This window comes from Campylobacter concisus (assembly GCF_015230035.1).
Taxonomy (GTDB): Bacteria; Campylobacterota; Campylobacteria; order Campylobacterales; family Campylobacteraceae; genus Campylobacter_A; species Campylobacter_A concisus_BK.
Genome location: NZ_JAAKZD010000007.1, coordinates 113,404 through 128,178, shown reverse-complemented (window position 1 = coordinate 128,178; position 14,775 = coordinate 113,404). Strand labels below are relative to the sequence as shown.

Genomic DNA, 14,775 nt, shown 5'->3' with positions numbered 1-14,775 from the left:
CTCAAACTTTCAAAGGAGCTAAAATGACCATATTTGAAAAGATCGTTGCTGGTGAAATTCCTTGTAACAAAGTGCTTGAAAGCGAGAAATTTCTAGCTTTTAATGACATCAACCCAAAAGCGCCGATCCACATCCTCATCATCCCTAAAAAACACTACAAAAACTTCCAAGAGATGGATCCAGTTTTGATGGGTGAGATGACTAAATTTATCCAAGAAGTGGCGAGCTTAATGGGCGTTGATAAGAGCGGTTACCGCCTCATAACAAACTGCGGCGAAAACGGCGGTCAAGAGGTCATGCACCTGCACTTTCACCTACTTGCTGGCGCAAAACTTGGCTGGAGCGAAGGCGTAGCTGATCCACAAAGCACATTTTAAAAATAAAATTTAGACTCTTTTTGAGTCTAAATTTCGCTTCAAATTTTTACTTTTAAAACATCTAAATTTAAATAAATTTATTTCCTAGCAGCTTTTACCGCTTCAAGTAGCTCTTCAAAGCCTGCTTTACTTGAGTGCTCGACATCTTTTAGTATCTCGACACCTGCTAGATGCCCCTTATCTTTGTCAGCAAAAATCGCCATAGCCTTATCTAGTCCGTGATGGACATTTTCGTGGTGCGCAGCTATGCTTGAGAGAGTTCTTGGATCTTTGATGATGGTATTTTTCACATCCTTTTCATACCACTTGCCAAATCTACACTCATGCACGTCTTGAATTTTATTTATCTCGCCAAGCAAGACGCCTCGGTAGCCATTTAGCTTCATGTTGATGTGATCTATCTTGCCGTTACTTACATTGACCTCGTTTGTTACGTTTAGGGCTTGATTTAGGATGTTTTGCGTGTTGGCATTTACGCTTGAGATGTTGCCCTCAAAACCGCCTAAAATTTGCATCGCATTTGCTGAAATTTTAGAAAAACTCTCGCTCATTTCGATCATCGTATTTGCACTTTGCTTAAGGCCATTTATATTTACTTCAACCTCAAGTGTCGCCTTTTGCGTGCGCTCAGCAAGCTTTCTAACCTCATCTGCCACGACTGCAAAGCCTCGTCCATGCTCGCCCGCACGAGCTGCCTCGATAGCAGCATTTAGTGCTAGCAAATTTGTCTGATCTGAGATATCTTTTATGAGATTTATGATCTCAACGATAGAATTTACGCTTCCATCAAGCGAAGAGGCGTCATTTGAGAGATCGCCACTCATCTGGCTTACTTGCTCGATCGAGCTTAAAATTTCAGCCGTTTGAGACTTTAGCTCGCCTGTTTCTTTAAAAGTTTTTTCATTTAAATGGTTTATATTTTCAAGCATTTTTAGATTTTCTTCGATGGTTGATTGTAAGAAATTCATACCATCTTGATAGCTAGTAAGCAGCAAATTTACAGCCTCTTGCTTATCCTTAGCTTGCTCTTTTGGCTCGCAAGTTTTGGCATTTTTTAGCTCATTTTTAAGTGCTAAAATCTCAGCCTTTAAAGCTTCATTTTCTCTTTCTAAAGCTTCATTTTTACTACCAAGCTCTTTACTTTTGCTGTCAAAAAACATTTTTCATCCTTTAAAATTTGTAAATTTTGCGTAATTATAACTCTTTTTACTTAAGCCAGTCGTCTAAAATTTGAATTTGCTCTTCAACGCTTTTATTTGCCGTGCCACCTTTTGAAGTGCGGGCCTCTTTTGAAGCGTGCAGATCTAGAAATTTGATGGCATTTTCATCTAAATTTTCATCGACACTTTTTAGCTGCTCTTTGTTTAGCTCACTTAGATCAAGCCCCAAGCTTTCGGCCTTTGCGACAGCCTTTCCAGTGATAAAGTGCGCCGTTCTAAATGGGATATTTTTCTCACGCACTAGATAGTCCGCTAGATCAGTGGCACTTAGATGCCCTGTTTTTGTCGCTTTTAGCATATTTTTTTCATTAAATTTAGCCGTTTTTATCATCTCATTTAGGATGGTAGCCGAGCTTAAAATGGTTGCAACGCTATCAAAAACGCCTTCTTTATCTTCTTGCATATCTTTGTTGTAAGCAAGTGGCAGGCCCTTCATCGTAGTTAGCAGCGCTACTAAATTTCCATTTACACGCCCAGTTTTGCCGCGTATGAGCTCAGCGACGTCTGGATTTTTCTTTTGAGGCATGATGGAGCTACCCGTGCTATAAGCATCACTAATGCTTACAAAGCCAAATTCCTGCGAGCTCCAAAGTATGAGCTCCTCACAAAGCCTAGAAGCGTGCGTCATAAAAACGCTAATGTTAAATAAAATTTCAAGCGCAAAGTCGCGGTCGCTCACGCTATCCATCGCATTTTGCGTGCAACCTGCAAAGCCAAGCTCGCTTGCAACGATAGTTCTATCTATCTTATGAGGCGTGCCTGCAAGGGCTGCTGAGCCAAGCGGACTTAGATTATTTCGCTCATACGAGCTGACAAATCGCTCAAAGTCCCTTTTAAACATAAACGCGTAAGCTAGCAAATGGTAGCTAAGGCTTACTGGCTGGGCGTGCTGAAGGTGCGTGTAGCCTGGCATTAGCGTATCTTTGTGGTTTTTGGCTAAATTTGCAAGCGTGGCGATGAGCTCTTTGATGAGAGATGAAATTTCTAAATTTTTCTTCAAAACATAAAATTTAAAATCAAGCGCAACTTGGTCATTTCTGCTTCTAGCTGTGTGTAGTCTGCCGCCAAGCTCAGCTCCGATGATCTCGCTAAGGCGCTTTTCAACGGCCATGTGGATATCCTCATCCTCTATCTTAAAAGCAAATTTACCAGCTCTTATCTCAGCCAAAACCTCATCAAGCCCCTTTATTATCGCCTCTGACTCGTCTTTTTTTAAAATTCCGCAAATTCCTAGCATTTTAGCGTGCGCCTTACTGCCAGCGACATCCTCTTCAAAAAGATTTTTATCAAAATTTATAGAAGCGTTAAATTCCTCAAGCAACTTCGAGCTAGCCTCGCTAAATCTGCCCTCCCACATCTTTTTATGTGCGTTTTCATCTTTTTTCATAGCTTTGCCTTTGATTAATTTTGCGTGATTTTAACAAAATGGTGCTTAACTAGGCTTTTACAAGCATTTTAAAAAATAAAATTTTTGATCAAAAAAGAGAAATGTAATATAAAAATTATGTTAGAGTAGTAAAAAAGTTATATATATAATTTACATTTAAGGTTATTAAAATATAATTCGCCCAGCAACTTTTTAAAAACTATTTCAAGTTTTTTGATTTATTGCCGATATAGTTATAAATGAAGAAATAAACTAAAAAGGAAGGACGATATGCAAATAGATGCAAATATGAACTCAAATGTTTTCTATCATAACGGCTACACATCTATATCATCAAGTAGCGCTAAAACCAGCATATTAGTATCTTCTGGCTATGGCACAAAAGATATCGTTAGAAGTAATGATGTGCATGTCGAACAAAGAGAAGAAGTTAGACAAAAACCTACAATTATTAGAAAAGAAGATGTCACAGAGTTACAAAAAAATTTAGAAAAATTACAAGATCAAAGAAGCGATATAGCTGATCAAATTTCAAGCATCCAGCACCTGAAAGATCGTGATTCTATGCAGATGCTTCATCATCTAAATTTAGAACAATCAAGCATTCAGAATAACATTTTAAGTATTAAAACTCAGATGATAGAAATGGTACAGGCTTAAGACTAAGCCTTACCGATAATAGTTTTTAAAACCAAACAAAAATCCTCTAAAAAATATCCCATCGACTTATAAAAACTGCTAGCTGCGTTTTGCTCGAGCTCTTTTGCAAGTTGCTCGGCATATGGCAAGAAAAAAGAGAGGCTAAAAGCAGCAAGAAGCCGCATAGACTCTTTTGTCGCCTCTTTTTTTAAGATATTTGCTATCAAAATGAGCTGATTTGAGATGCTATCAACCTCGCCCATTTTTGGCTCAAAATTTATAGCCTTGTAAAATTGCGCCAAATCGTCTTTTGCGCTTGAGAAATAGTAGCTTGCTTCAAATTTTGCCTTCAAAATGACAAAATCATCACACAAGGCCGCACTACTCTCATCTTTTATAAATTTAGCGTAAAGCTCATTTCCTTTTACGTTCGCATCACTCTTTGTCTGCGTTATCCACGCACTTGTCTTTTTGATACGCATAAAAGATGAGACGCCCAAGATGCCATTAAAATTTGTAGCAAGTGCAGCCGCTACGACGCTGTAAAGCTCTCCAAGTCTCAAATTTAATCCTTAAGCTTCAAATATCTAAGTCTAAGCGCATTGAGCACGACAGTGACCGAGCTTAAGCACATCGCCATAGAGCCATAAACTGGGCTTAAAAGCAGTCCAAATACTGGATATAGCACGCCAGCAGCCACTGGTATGCAAATGGCGTTATACATAAATGCCCAAAACAAATTCTCTTTTATGTTAGCAATAGTCGCATTTGCAAGCTTTACAAGCCCGCTCACGCCACGCAAGTCATTTTTTACAAGCACGATATCGCCAGCACCTTTAGCGATGTCTGAGCCTGAGTTCATAGCGATGCCAACGCTTGCTTCTTTAAGCGATGGCGAGTCGTTTATGCCGTCCCCTACAAAGATCACGCCACCTCGGCTCATGAGCTCTTTTACCTTGTTAAATTTATCCTCAGGCAGCATATTTGCATAATATTCGCTCACATTTAGCTTGCTAGCGATATTTGCCACTACTTTTTTATCATCACCTGAGAGGATCACGCTTTGTAAATTTAGCCTTGAAAGCTCGTTTATAACGTCATTTGCTTCATTTTTTAGCTCATCACTTAGCGTTAAAAAGCCGCTAAATTTTTGATTTAGCGCACAAAGTATGACGCCGCTTCCATCATTTGTAGACTCTTTTATCGCCAAACTATCAGCTTCATTTAGCAAGATATTGTTTGCTGCGAGCAGTTTTTCGTTGCCTATTATTATCTTGTTACTCTCATCTTCATAGACGATGCCTTGACCAACTACGTTTTGAAATTTGCCATTTAGCTTTTGTAAATTTATGCAATTTTGTTTTGCATATCTTACGATCGCCTTTGAGATAGGATGCTCGCTTAAATTTTCAGCAGATGCCACTAGCTCTAACTCTTTTTCGCTCAAATTTGAACTTTTGACGCTGATTAGCCCCTTACTTAGCGTGCCAGTTTTGTCAAATGCTACAAATTTAGCATCTTTTATAAGCTCCAAAACCTCTGGATTTTTCACCAAAATCCCAGCTTTTGCACCACGCGAGAGGGAGCTTACGATTGCTATTGGCGTGGCAAGTCCTAGTGCGCATGGGCATGAGATGATAAGCACGCAGATCGCGCTAGAGATCGCATAGGCGAAATTTCCACTAAAAATTATCCATATAAAAAATGTAAGAACTGAGATCGCCACGACGCTTGGCACAAAGATGTTTGCTATCTTGTCAGCCAGCCGTCCGATAGGCATCTTTTTAGAGCTAGCGTCGCTTAATAAGCTTAAAATTTGAGATAGTAAGCTTTCAAAAGAGCTTTTTGTTACCTTGACGCTTATGTAGCCATTTGTGTTTAGAGTGCCGGCAAATACGCTATCTCCCACCTCTTTATAAACTGGCAAGCTCTCTCCTGTAAGCATAGAAGCATCTATCTCAGCGCCACCTTGAACTATCACGCCATCACTTGGGATGTTGTAGCCATTTTTTACGATGACGATGTCGCCTACTTTTAGCTCATTTACATTTACCTCTTTACTATTTCCATCTGGCATAACCAAAAAGGCGGTCTTTGGTGAAATTTTAAGTAGCGTCTTTAGGTAGTCGCCAGCTTTTGCTTTTGAGCGCTCTTCAAGGTACTTGCCAAGCAAAACAAAGGCTATTATCATCGCTGCGCCTGAGACATAAACGTTTTTTAGATCATCTGGGATGAAATTTGAAAAGATCACAACAAAAAGCGAGTATAAAAATGCACTACCGCTTCCAAGAGCTACAAGCACGTTCATATCGTAGTTTTTGTTTTTAACAGCCTCTATGGCGTGAACAAAGAAGTCTTTGCCACTAAAAGCTAGCACCAAAAATGCTAAAACTAGCATGAGTAAATTTACTAGCAAGCTCTGAGGTGCGAACATCTCAAGCGCCATTATCACGATGCTTGTGATAAATGCAAATATAAATTTATTTCTTATCGAGGTTATATGCTCGTCTCTTTTGGCTTCAAATTCATCAATATTTGTCGCCACAAAGTAGCCAAGCTTCTTTATCTTTTGCTCTAAAACTTCACGCACGCTAGCGTCTTTTAGGACAAATTCGCCGCTTGCGTTTGCGAAATTTACATTTGCTTCAAGCACCCCATCTATCTTTTTAGAAACCTTCTCGATAGCGTTTGAGCAATTTACGCAGCTCATTCCCGCTATATTTAGCTTGACTTTTAAAGGCATATCAAAGCTCCTTTATAACGTCAAATCCCAGATCAGCCATTTCTGATTTAAATTTCTCTACATCGCCATCTTTTATATCAAGGCTTACTTGTCTTGGCTCTTTGCTAAGATCGACTTTTATCTCGCCAAAGTCATCTTCAAGTGCGTTTTTTATAGTATTTGCGCAGTTTTGGCAATGCACGTTATTTACCTCAAATGTTTTCATATTATCTCCTTTATCATGTGGTCGTATTCGTGTAAATTTATGATCTTTTTGGTGTTAAATTTAAAGCCAAGGCTTTCGTAAAATTTACGAACTTTTGGCTTATTTACATCAACTATCAGCGAGACCTTTTTATGTCCTAGCTCTTTTGCTCTTGCAAATGAGTGCAAGATGAGCTCTTTTGCAAGCCCTTGACCTCTAAATTTCTCATCTACGGCGATGCTATCTATATAAAACTCATCATTAAAGCACTCTTTTTCTATCTGGGCATCTTTGCCAAGAGCCTTTAGATGCTGTGAAATTTCTCTATCAAGCTGCGCTGCGTCGCCGCCAAAGTAAGCGCACATCGCAGCGATGATCACGTCGTCACGTTTATAGACATAGACATTTTTATAGCTAAGTCTATTTATCTCGCTTTTAAAGAATTTCTCTAAAATTTCATCGCTTCTTGCAGGATCGTCGTAGCCACTTAGCTTGTAGGCGATATCCTCCATCGCTAAATTTAGTAGTTTTATGCAGATTTTTGCATCTTGTTTTTGAGCATTTTTTATCATGGCATGATTATATGCCTTTAGCTTAAATTTTTATCAAATATTATTCTCAAATTTACAAATTAGGCGCTTTAGCTAGCAAACTAAAAATGTTTTAAAAAAGTATAAAATTTTTTTAGTTATAATCCGTAAAAAATTTATTTAAGGATATTTATGGGACGAGCATTTGAGTACCGAAGAGCGGCAAAAGAAGCTAGATGGGATAAGATGAGCAAGGTATTTCCAAAACTTGCAAAGGCTATAACAGTAGCGGCAAAAGATGGCGGATGTGATCCAGATATGAACCCAAAACTTCGTGCAGCCATCGCAGCAGCAAAAGCTGAAAATATGCCAAAAGATAACATCGATGCGGCTATAAAAAGAGCAAATGGCAAAGATAGCGCCGATATCAAGACTATCTTTTATGACGGCAAAGCAGCTCACGGCGTGCAAATCATCGTCGAGTGCGCTACTGACAATCCAACAAGAACAGTTGCAAATGTAAAAGCGATATTTAGCAAAAATGGCGGAGAAATTTTACCAAGTGGCAGCCTTAGCTTTATGTTTACAAGAAAGAGCGTTTTTGAGCTTGAAAAACCAAGTGCAGATATCGAAGAGATCGAGCTTGAGCTGATTGATTATGGTCTAAGCGATATCGAAGAAGATGAAAACGCACTATTTGTTTATGGCGACTACGCAAATTTTGGCACACTTCATGAAGGCATAGAGAAGCTAAATTTAGTAGTTAAAAAAGCTTCACTTCAGTACTTGCCAAATCAAACCGTGAGCCTAGATGAAGAGCAAATGCTTGAGGTCGAGAGGCTTCTTGACAAGCTAGAAGACGACGATGACGTCCAAGCAGTTTATACAAATATCGAGTAAAAAGGAGCAACATGCGTTTTGATGAGTTAAAAGTTTATGATATAAATTTAGACGAGCTAAAAAAAGATAAATTTGCAGTTTTAAAGACAGAAAAAGGCGATATCAAACTTGAGCTTTTTGCCGAGGATGCACCGCAAGCTGTTGCAAATTTTGTCCATTTGATAAAAACAGGCTTTTATAATGGCCTAAATTTCCACAGAGTTATACCAAATTTCGTCATCCAAGGCGGCTGCCCAAATGGCACAGGCACAGGTGGTCCTGGCTGGAGGATAAAATGCGAATGCGACAACCAAAAGGTAAAACACGAGCGTGGTAGCCTTAGCATGGCTCACGCAGGTCGTGACACTGGCGGATCGCAGTTTTTCATCTGCCACAGCAAGCAACCTCATCTTGACGGCGTGCATACAGTCTTTGGAAAGTGCGTTGATGACGAGAGTTTAAAGGTGCTTGATGCTATCAGACAAGGCGACAAGATCCTCTCAGCAGAGATCAAAGAGAGCCTATAAAAGGGGAATTTATGGAGAGTGCAAAAACGCAAAAAAGTCTCTTCGTGAGACTATTTACCAATCTCGCCATTTGGGTTGTGATAGGTATAGTTGGCGGTGTTATCGTCGGTATGGTCGCACCTGAGCTTGGTATAGCAAGTAAGCCAGGTATTGATTATTTTATAAAAGCCCTTAAAATTTTAATCGGTCCTATCATCTTTTTAACAATCGTCTCAGGCATCGTCGGACTTGAGAGCTTAAAAGATCTTGGCACCATCGGACTTAAGGCATTTATCTACTTTGAGATAGTTAGCACGCTCGCTCTTGCTGTTGGTATCATCTTTGGCGAGACACTTCGTCCAGGACACGGCATGAACCTTGACTACACTCAGCTTGACGCCTCAAGTGTGGCTAAATTTACATCTCAAGCTGGAAATATGGACGCAAATAGCGGCTTTTTAGCGCACACACTTCATCTTTTAAGAGGCGCTGTGCCAGTAGATGACATCTTCCCTTACGTGCATATACTTGATCCATTTATAAAGTCAAACACACTTCAAGTGCTTTTCATGGCGATAGTCGTTGCCATCGTGCTTTCGCTACTTGCTCATGATAAAAAGCAAGCTTGTCTAAAACCGCTTGAATTTATCCAGCACTACGTCTTAAAGCTTCTTACTTGGCTTATGTTATTTAGTCCAGTGGCTGCCTTTTCAGCGATGGCTTATTTGATCGGTAAATTTGGCATCGGAACGCTTCTTGGTATGATGGAGCTTCTTGTTGTTATGGCGCTTGCAAGCTGCTTTTTCATCTTTGTCGTGCTTGGCGTCATTTGCTACTTTGCCAAGGTCAATGTCTTTAAATTTATGCGCTTTATCTCAAAAGAGGTCTTGGTCGTTTTTGCGACAAGCTCGAGCGAGACAGCTCTTGCACCACTTATGCAAAAGCTAGAAGCAGCTGGCATAAATAGAGGCGCGGTTGGCCTTATCATCCCAACTGGCTACTCATTTAACCTTGACTGCACCAACATCTATCTAAGCCTAAGCGTTATCTTCTTAGCTCAAGCATTTAATATCCCGCTAAGTTTTGAGCACCTAATAAGCATTTTAATCGTGCTAATGATCACAAGTAAAGGCGCAGTTGGCGTTACAGGATCGGGCTTCGTCGTCCTTGCTGGCACACTAAGCGCACTTCCAAGCACTGGCATACCAGTCGTCACCGTGGCTGTGCTACTTGGCGTTGATAAATTTATGTCAGAGATGCGTGCTGTTGGTAACCTTTGCGGTAATGCCGTTGGCTGCATGATAGTTTCTATCTGGGATAAAAAGGTCGATATGGAGAAATTTAGATACGCACTAGATCATCCAGACGAATTTCACTTCCACTCATAATAGAATTTTTAAGGGGCAAATCGCCCCTTTTTATCTTAAAATTTACTTCAAAACTTAAAGTGCTTATCCCCTATTTTTACAATACCCAATGAAAATTTAGAAATTTTATTTTTAAATATAGAAACTAATATTATAATTATTGAAAATTTTAATTTGGAGGAGTTATGAAGACATTAGGCATCATAGGCGGCATGGGACCACTTGCCACGGCTGATTTATACAAGAAGATCATCGATATAACCCCAGCAACTTGCGATCAAGAGCACCTACACATCGTTATCGACTCATACGCACAGATAGAAGATAGGACAAAATTTATCATGGGTGAGGGAGAAAGTCCGCTTCCAAAGCTAATTCAAAGTGCTAAACTTTTAAAAAATGCAGGATGCGATGCGATGCTAATGGCTTGTAACACAGCTCACTACTTTGCCCCAAGCATCGAAAAAGAGGCTGGAGTGAAAATTTTGCACATTGCAAAAGTTACCATAGATGCCTTGCAAAAGAAATATCCACACGCTAAAAATATCGCTGTCATCGCAACAAGTGGCACAAAAAAGGCTGGCGTTTATGATCAAATTTTAAAAGAGCGCGGGCTAAAGAGCGTGGATTTTAGCAAAGAGACGCAAGATGTCATCATGGAGTGCATCTACAAGGGCGTCAAAGCTGGCAAGCTAGAAGAGTATGTGCCAGTATTTTACGAAGTGCTTTCTAACATTGAAGCTGACGTTTATATCGCAGGTTGCACCGAGATACCGATGTTTTTGCCATTTATCAGCAGCGAGTATAAATTTATAGATGCGACATTTGAGTTAGCAAAAGCTGGCGTAGAATTTGGACTAGAAAAGAGAGTATTTTGATTAAATTTAGCCAGATACCTGGCTAAATTTTAGTTTTAACTGCAACTTACACTAAATACAACAGCAACTTTTATAGTAGAAATTTGATATCAAATTTAGCTGGAGCATTTTGGCTAAATTTTAGCTCTAGCTACAAAGATTGCTTATATTAAAAATTTTTGATATCTGATGGGTGATTTTTAGAGCTTAATAAGTGTGGTTTTATAGCAAGAAGCTTTAGAAAGTCTAGTAAAATTGAGTATTTTGATTTAAATTTTACTGGTGTGTTCTGACTAAATTTTTGTTCTAACTGCAAAGACCACTTGTATTAAAATTTCTGATGTTAGGCGATTAAATTTTTCAGGCTTATAAAGAGTGACTTTTGGTTAGAAATTTTAGAAAGTCTCGTCAAATTGACTGAGCTATTTCGCAAAATGTTTTAAATTTTATATTAGAAATTTGAAAAAGAGCTATATTTTACAGCTCTAAAATTTTTACTATTTGATAGTTTAAATTTAAAAAGCCTTGTAAGGATTTACCCACAAGGCTATAAATTAAGCTTTTGGACCAGCTTTGGCGTACTCAACGCCCTCTTTTACATCTTCGTAGCGTTTGAAATTTTCAACAAACATTTTAGCCAGCTTGTCGCGTGAAATATTGTACTCAGCTGGGTGTGTCCATGTATTTATTGGATTTAGCAGTTTTGTCTCTACACCATCAAGCTCTTTTGGGATAGCGAAGTTAAATTTATCAAAATTTTCAAATTCGCATTTTGTGATGCTACCATCAAGGATCGCATTTATGCAAGCACGTGTTGCTTTTATGCTCATGCGCTTGCCAACGCCGTAAGCACCGCCGCTCCAGCCTGTATTTACAAGATAGACATTAACGCCGTGTTTATCGATCTTCTCACCAAGCAGTTTTGCATAGACGGTTGGGTGAAGTGGCATAAATGGCTCGCCAAAGCAAGCGCTAAAAGTAGCGACTGGCTCGGTGATACCGCGCTCTGTGCCAGCAACTTTTGCTGTGTAGCCACTTAAGAAATAATACATTGCCTGCTCTTTTGTCAGCTTCGCAACTGGAGGAAGCACGCCAAAAGCGTCAGCGCTTAAAAAGATGATATTTTTTGGATGGCCAGCGCTTGAGCTTGGCTCGTAGTTATCGATGTGATAGATCGGATAGCTCACGCGTGTGTTTTCAGTCTTTGAGCCATCTTTATAATCAACCACGCCGTTTTTGTCAGCCACGACGTTTTCAAGTAGCGCGTCACGCCTGATCGCTGCGTAAATTTCTGGCTCGCTACTTGGATCAAGGTTGATACATTTTGCGTAGCAGCCGCCCTCAAAGTTAAACACCCCGTCATCGTCCCAGCCGTGCTCGTCATCGCCTATTAGTTTGCGTTTTGGATCGGTTGAAAGTGTCGTTTTGCCAGTGCCAGATAGGCCAAAAAATAGTGCCGTGTCGCCCTTTTCGCCTACGTTTGCAGAGCAGTGCATGCTTAGTTTGCCTTCAAGTGGCAACCAGTAGTTCATCATAGAAAAAATGCCCTTTTTCATCTCGCCGCCATACCATGTGCCGCCGATCACTGCGACATTTTCCTCGACGTTAAAGATGACAAAGACTTCTGAATGTAGCCCATCAGCCTTGTAGTCCTCATTTTTTGTTTTGCAGGCGTTATATACTACAAAATCAGGCTCAAATTTAGCCAGCTCTGCTTCGCTTGGACGGATGAACATATTTTTTACAAAGTGCGCTTGCCACGCTACTTCGGTGACAAAGCGGACTGATTTTTTGCTCTTTTTACTAGCTCCACAAAATGCGTCTTGTATGAAAATTTCCTTGCCACTAAGCTGATCTTTTGCTTTTTTAAGAAGCTTATCAAATAGCTCCTTTGTGATAGGCTGATTTATCTTACCCCAAGCAATATATTTTTGACTTGGGTCTTGCTTGACAAAGTACTTGTCTTTTGGGCTTCTGCCTGTAAAAATTCCAGTATCGACCATAAATGTGCCATTACTTGAAACTCTGCCCTCGTTATTTGCCTTTTCAAGCTCAAAAAGCTCGTCGTAGCTTAGATTGTGATTTATCTTTTTGATCTCTTTTAGACCTAGCTCGTCTAGCTTATTTATCATGTTGTTTCCTTTAAATTTCGTTTCTTTATAAATTTGACCTAAAAGTCATCAAAATGTTAATCAAATTTCGCTTAACACTATCTTTTTAAAAGTGGCAAATTTATTTAAATCTAGCCACCACTTGATTGTTCGCGACACTTTGACCTTTACTAACCTCTATAGAGCCTATGATGCCATCTTTTGGGGCTTTGACCTCTATCTCCATCTTCATCGCTTCAAGCACGACTATGGCCTGACCTTTTTTGACATGATCTCCTGCACTAACTAAAATTTTATGCACAGCGCCTGGCAAGCTTGCGACGATGTCATTTTCTGTTGCGCCTGCTACTGCACTTTTGGCGCTTTTTACACTCTTGCCTTCAACTTCAGTGATTGATTTTACTTGGATACTGTCGTTAAAACCTTCGCTTACTTCAACGTTGTAGCGACTACCATTCACCACGACGCTATATCTACCGCTTTGAGTTTGTCTGCCATCGTTTGCCTTAGCGTTTGGATCGATCTTTCTTACATTTACTTTGGCCTCACCTTTTAAGAACGCGATGCCTTTTTCTTTACAAGCTGCTGCTATAAAGACGTTTTCTTCGGTAACTTTGATCTTATTTTGTTTTAAAATTTCTTTCACGTGCGCAAGCGACTTACTCTCATCTTTATCGGCTATATCAACTGCATGTTTTGTAGTTGGTTTTAAGCCTAGTTGCTCGCTAGCAAGCTTAATGATCTCTTTATCAGGCGTAACTGGGGTCTTACCAAAGTAGCCAAGCACCATTTTGCCGTATCCCTCAGCGATCTTTTTCCACTTGCCAAACATCACGTTATTAAAGGCTTGCTGGAAGTAAAACTGGCTAACAGGGGTTACTGAAGTGCCGTACCCGCCCTTTTGCACCACTTCGCGCATAGCAAGGATGACCTCTGGGAATTTATCTAAGATGTTATTATCTCTCATCATCTGGGTATTTGCAGTGAGCGCGCCACCTGGCATCGGTGAAAATGGTATTAGAGGGCTTACTTGCACAGCTTCAGGCGGTAAGAAATACTCTTTTAAACAATCATTCAAAACGCTTTCGTATTTTAAAATTTTCTCCACGTCAAGTCCGCCAAGATCGTAGTTTTTCCCTTTTACTGCGTGAAGCATGGTTAAGATATCTGGCTGACTTGTGCCGCCACTTACTGGGCTTGCGGCTAGATCTATGCCATCAACGCCAGCTTCAAGCGCTGCAAGATAGCAAGCAACACTTACGCCTGCAGTTTCGTGTGTGTGAAGTCTGATATGAGTTTTTTCTGGGAGTAATTTTCTAGCCATTTTTATGGTTTCATAGACCTTTTGTGGGCTACTTGTGCCGCTTGCATCTTTAAAGCAAACGCTGTGATAAGGGATATTTGCATCTAAAATTTCTCTTAAAATTTTCTCATAAAATTTAACATCATGTGCTCCCACACAGCCACTAGGCAGATCCATCATAGTAACGACTACTTCGTGTTTTAGTCCATGATGAGCGATCCTCTCGCCTGAGTATTTTAAATTTTCAACATCATTTAGTGCGTCAAAATTTCTAATAGTAGTAGTTCCGTGTTTTTTGAAAAGTTTTGCGTGAAGGTCTATTAGCTCGCGGCTACCAGTGTCAAGGGTGACAGTATTTACGCCCCTGCTTAGGGTTTGAAGGTTTGCTTTTGGTCCTACGATGCTTCTAAATTTATCCATCATCGCAAAAGCGTCCTCATTTAGGTAAAAATAAAGGCTTTGAAATCTCGCCCCACCGCCAAATTCAAAATGCTCTATGCCAGCCTCTTTGGCTGCTTCAAGCGCGGGCAAAAAGTCGTTCATAAGCACTCTAGCGCCATAAACTGACTGAAAGCCATCTCTAAAGGTCGTATCCATAACATCGATAAATTTCTTTGCCATATTTCACCTCATTAAATTTATAAATTTACTAAAAAGCGGTCATAAAAAATG

General features: G+C 39.9%; 14 protein-coding genes and 1 pseudogene. 6 read left to right on the top strand and 9 right to left on the bottom strand.

Annotated elements, in window-relative coordinates; all coding sequences use genetic code 11:
- The first annotated feature begins 23 nt into the window (after positions 1-23).
- Positions 24-377, top strand: coding sequence for a histidine triad nucleotide-binding protein (locus tag G6W41_RS06325; protein ID WP_004317216.1), 354 nt, complete (start codon positions 24-26; stop codon positions 375-377).
- 77 nt (positions 378-454) lie between these two features.
- Here the strand turns inward: G6W41_RS06325 and G6W41_RS10490 are convergent, their stop codons facing one another.
- From G6W41_RS10490 to argH, 3 genes and pseudogenes are all read right to left on the bottom strand, one after another.
- Positions 455-763, bottom strand: coding sequence for a CZB domain-containing protein (locus G6W41_RS10490; protein ID WP_375338548.1), 309 nt, complete (start codon positions 761-763; stop codon positions 455-457).
- Between the two features lie 57 nt (positions 764-820).
- A pseudogene (locus G6W41_RS10485) lies at positions 821-1,126 on the bottom strand (methyl-accepting chemotaxis protein); the annotation flags it as partial.
- Positions 1,127-1,583: 457 nt separating this feature from the next.
- Complete coding sequence (gene argH, locus G6W41_RS06315; protein WP_194170959.1) at positions 1,584-2,984, bottom strand: argininosuccinate lyase; 1,401 nt, start codon at positions 2,982-2,984, stop codon at positions 1,584-1,586.
- 270 nt (positions 2,985-3,254) lie between these two features.
- On the opposite strand from argH, the gene G6W41_RS06310 reads away from it, so the two are divergent.
- Positions 3,255-3,644 (top strand): hypothetical protein, encoded by a 390-nt coding sequence (locus tag G6W41_RS06310; protein WP_103609146.1) that lies wholly within the window; start codon positions 3,255-3,257, stop codon positions 3,642-3,644.
- Positions 3,645-3,646: 2 nt separating this feature from the next.
- Here the strand turns inward: G6W41_RS06310 and G6W41_RS06305 are convergent, their stop codons facing one another.
- From G6W41_RS06305 to G6W41_RS06290, 4 genes are read right to left on the bottom strand one after another with little or no spacing between them, the layout of a single operon-like run.
- Positions 3,647-4,186, bottom strand: a complete 540-nt coding sequence (locus G6W41_RS06305; RefSeq protein WP_194170958.1) for a hypothetical protein — start codon at positions 4,184-4,186, stop codon at positions 3,647-3,649.
- A gap of 2 nt (positions 4,187-4,188) precedes the next feature.
- Positions 4,189-6,366: a heavy metal translocating P-type ATPase gene (locus G6W41_RS06300; RefSeq protein WP_194170957.1), complete on the bottom strand. Its 2,178-nt coding sequence runs from the start codon at positions 6,364-6,366 to the stop codon at positions 4,189-4,191.
- A gap of 1 nt (position 6,367) precedes the next feature.
- A complete protein-coding gene (locus tag G6W41_RS06295; protein ID WP_004317198.1) occupies positions 6,368-6,571 on the bottom strand; it encodes a heavy-metal-associated domain-containing protein in 204 nt (67 codons plus the stop codon).
- Positions 6,568-7,122, bottom strand: a complete 555-nt coding sequence (locus G6W41_RS06290) for a GNAT family N-acetyltransferase (protein ID WP_194170956.1) — start codon at positions 7,120-7,122, stop codon at positions 6,568-6,570. Before G6W41_RS06290 ends, G6W41_RS06295 begins: the two co-directional genes overlap by 4 nt.
- 150 nt (positions 7,123-7,272) lie before the next feature.
- On the opposite strand from G6W41_RS06290, the gene G6W41_RS06285 reads away from it, so the two are divergent.
- The 4 genes from G6W41_RS06285 (at position 7,273) to G6W41_RS06270 (ending at position 10,710) form a co-directional block, all read left to right on the top strand.
- Positions 7,273-7,980 (top strand): YebC/PmpR family DNA-binding transcriptional regulator, encoded by a 708-nt coding sequence (locus tag G6W41_RS06285; protein ID WP_021093135.1) that lies wholly within the window; start codon positions 7,273-7,275, stop codon positions 7,978-7,980.
- 11 nt (positions 7,981-7,991) lie between these two features.
- Positions 7,992-8,486: a peptidylprolyl isomerase gene (locus G6W41_RS06280; RefSeq protein WP_021085768.1), complete on the top strand. Its 495-nt coding sequence runs from the start codon at positions 7,992-7,994 to the stop codon at positions 8,484-8,486.
- Positions 8,487-8,497: 11 nt separating this feature from the next.
- Positions 8,498-9,853, top strand: coding sequence for a cation:dicarboxylate symporter family transporter (locus tag G6W41_RS06275; RefSeq protein ID WP_021084182.1), 1,356 nt, complete (start codon positions 8,498-8,500; stop codon positions 9,851-9,853).
- A 164-nt stretch (positions 9,854-10,017) separates the two neighbouring features.
- A complete protein-coding gene (locus G6W41_RS06270) occupies positions 10,018-10,710 on the top strand; it encodes an aspartate/glutamate racemase family protein (RefSeq protein WP_021089668.1) in 693 nt (230 codons plus the stop codon).
- A gap of 533 nt (positions 10,711-11,243) precedes the next feature.
- Here G6W41_RS06270 and pckA read toward each other — a convergent pair.
- Both pckA and G6W41_RS06260 read right to left on the bottom strand, forming a co-directional pair.
- A complete protein-coding gene (gene pckA / locus G6W41_RS06265; protein WP_194170969.1) occupies positions 11,244-12,818 on the bottom strand; it encodes a phosphoenolpyruvate carboxykinase (ATP) in 1,575 nt (524 codons plus the stop codon).
- A gap of 103 nt (positions 12,819-12,921) precedes the next feature.
- Positions 12,922-14,724 (bottom strand): biotin/lipoyl-containing protein, encoded by a 1,803-nt coding sequence (locus G6W41_RS06260; RefSeq protein ID WP_103645678.1) that lies wholly within the window; start codon positions 14,722-14,724, stop codon positions 12,922-12,924.
- Between the last annotated feature and the right edge of the window lie 51 nt (positions 14,725-14,775).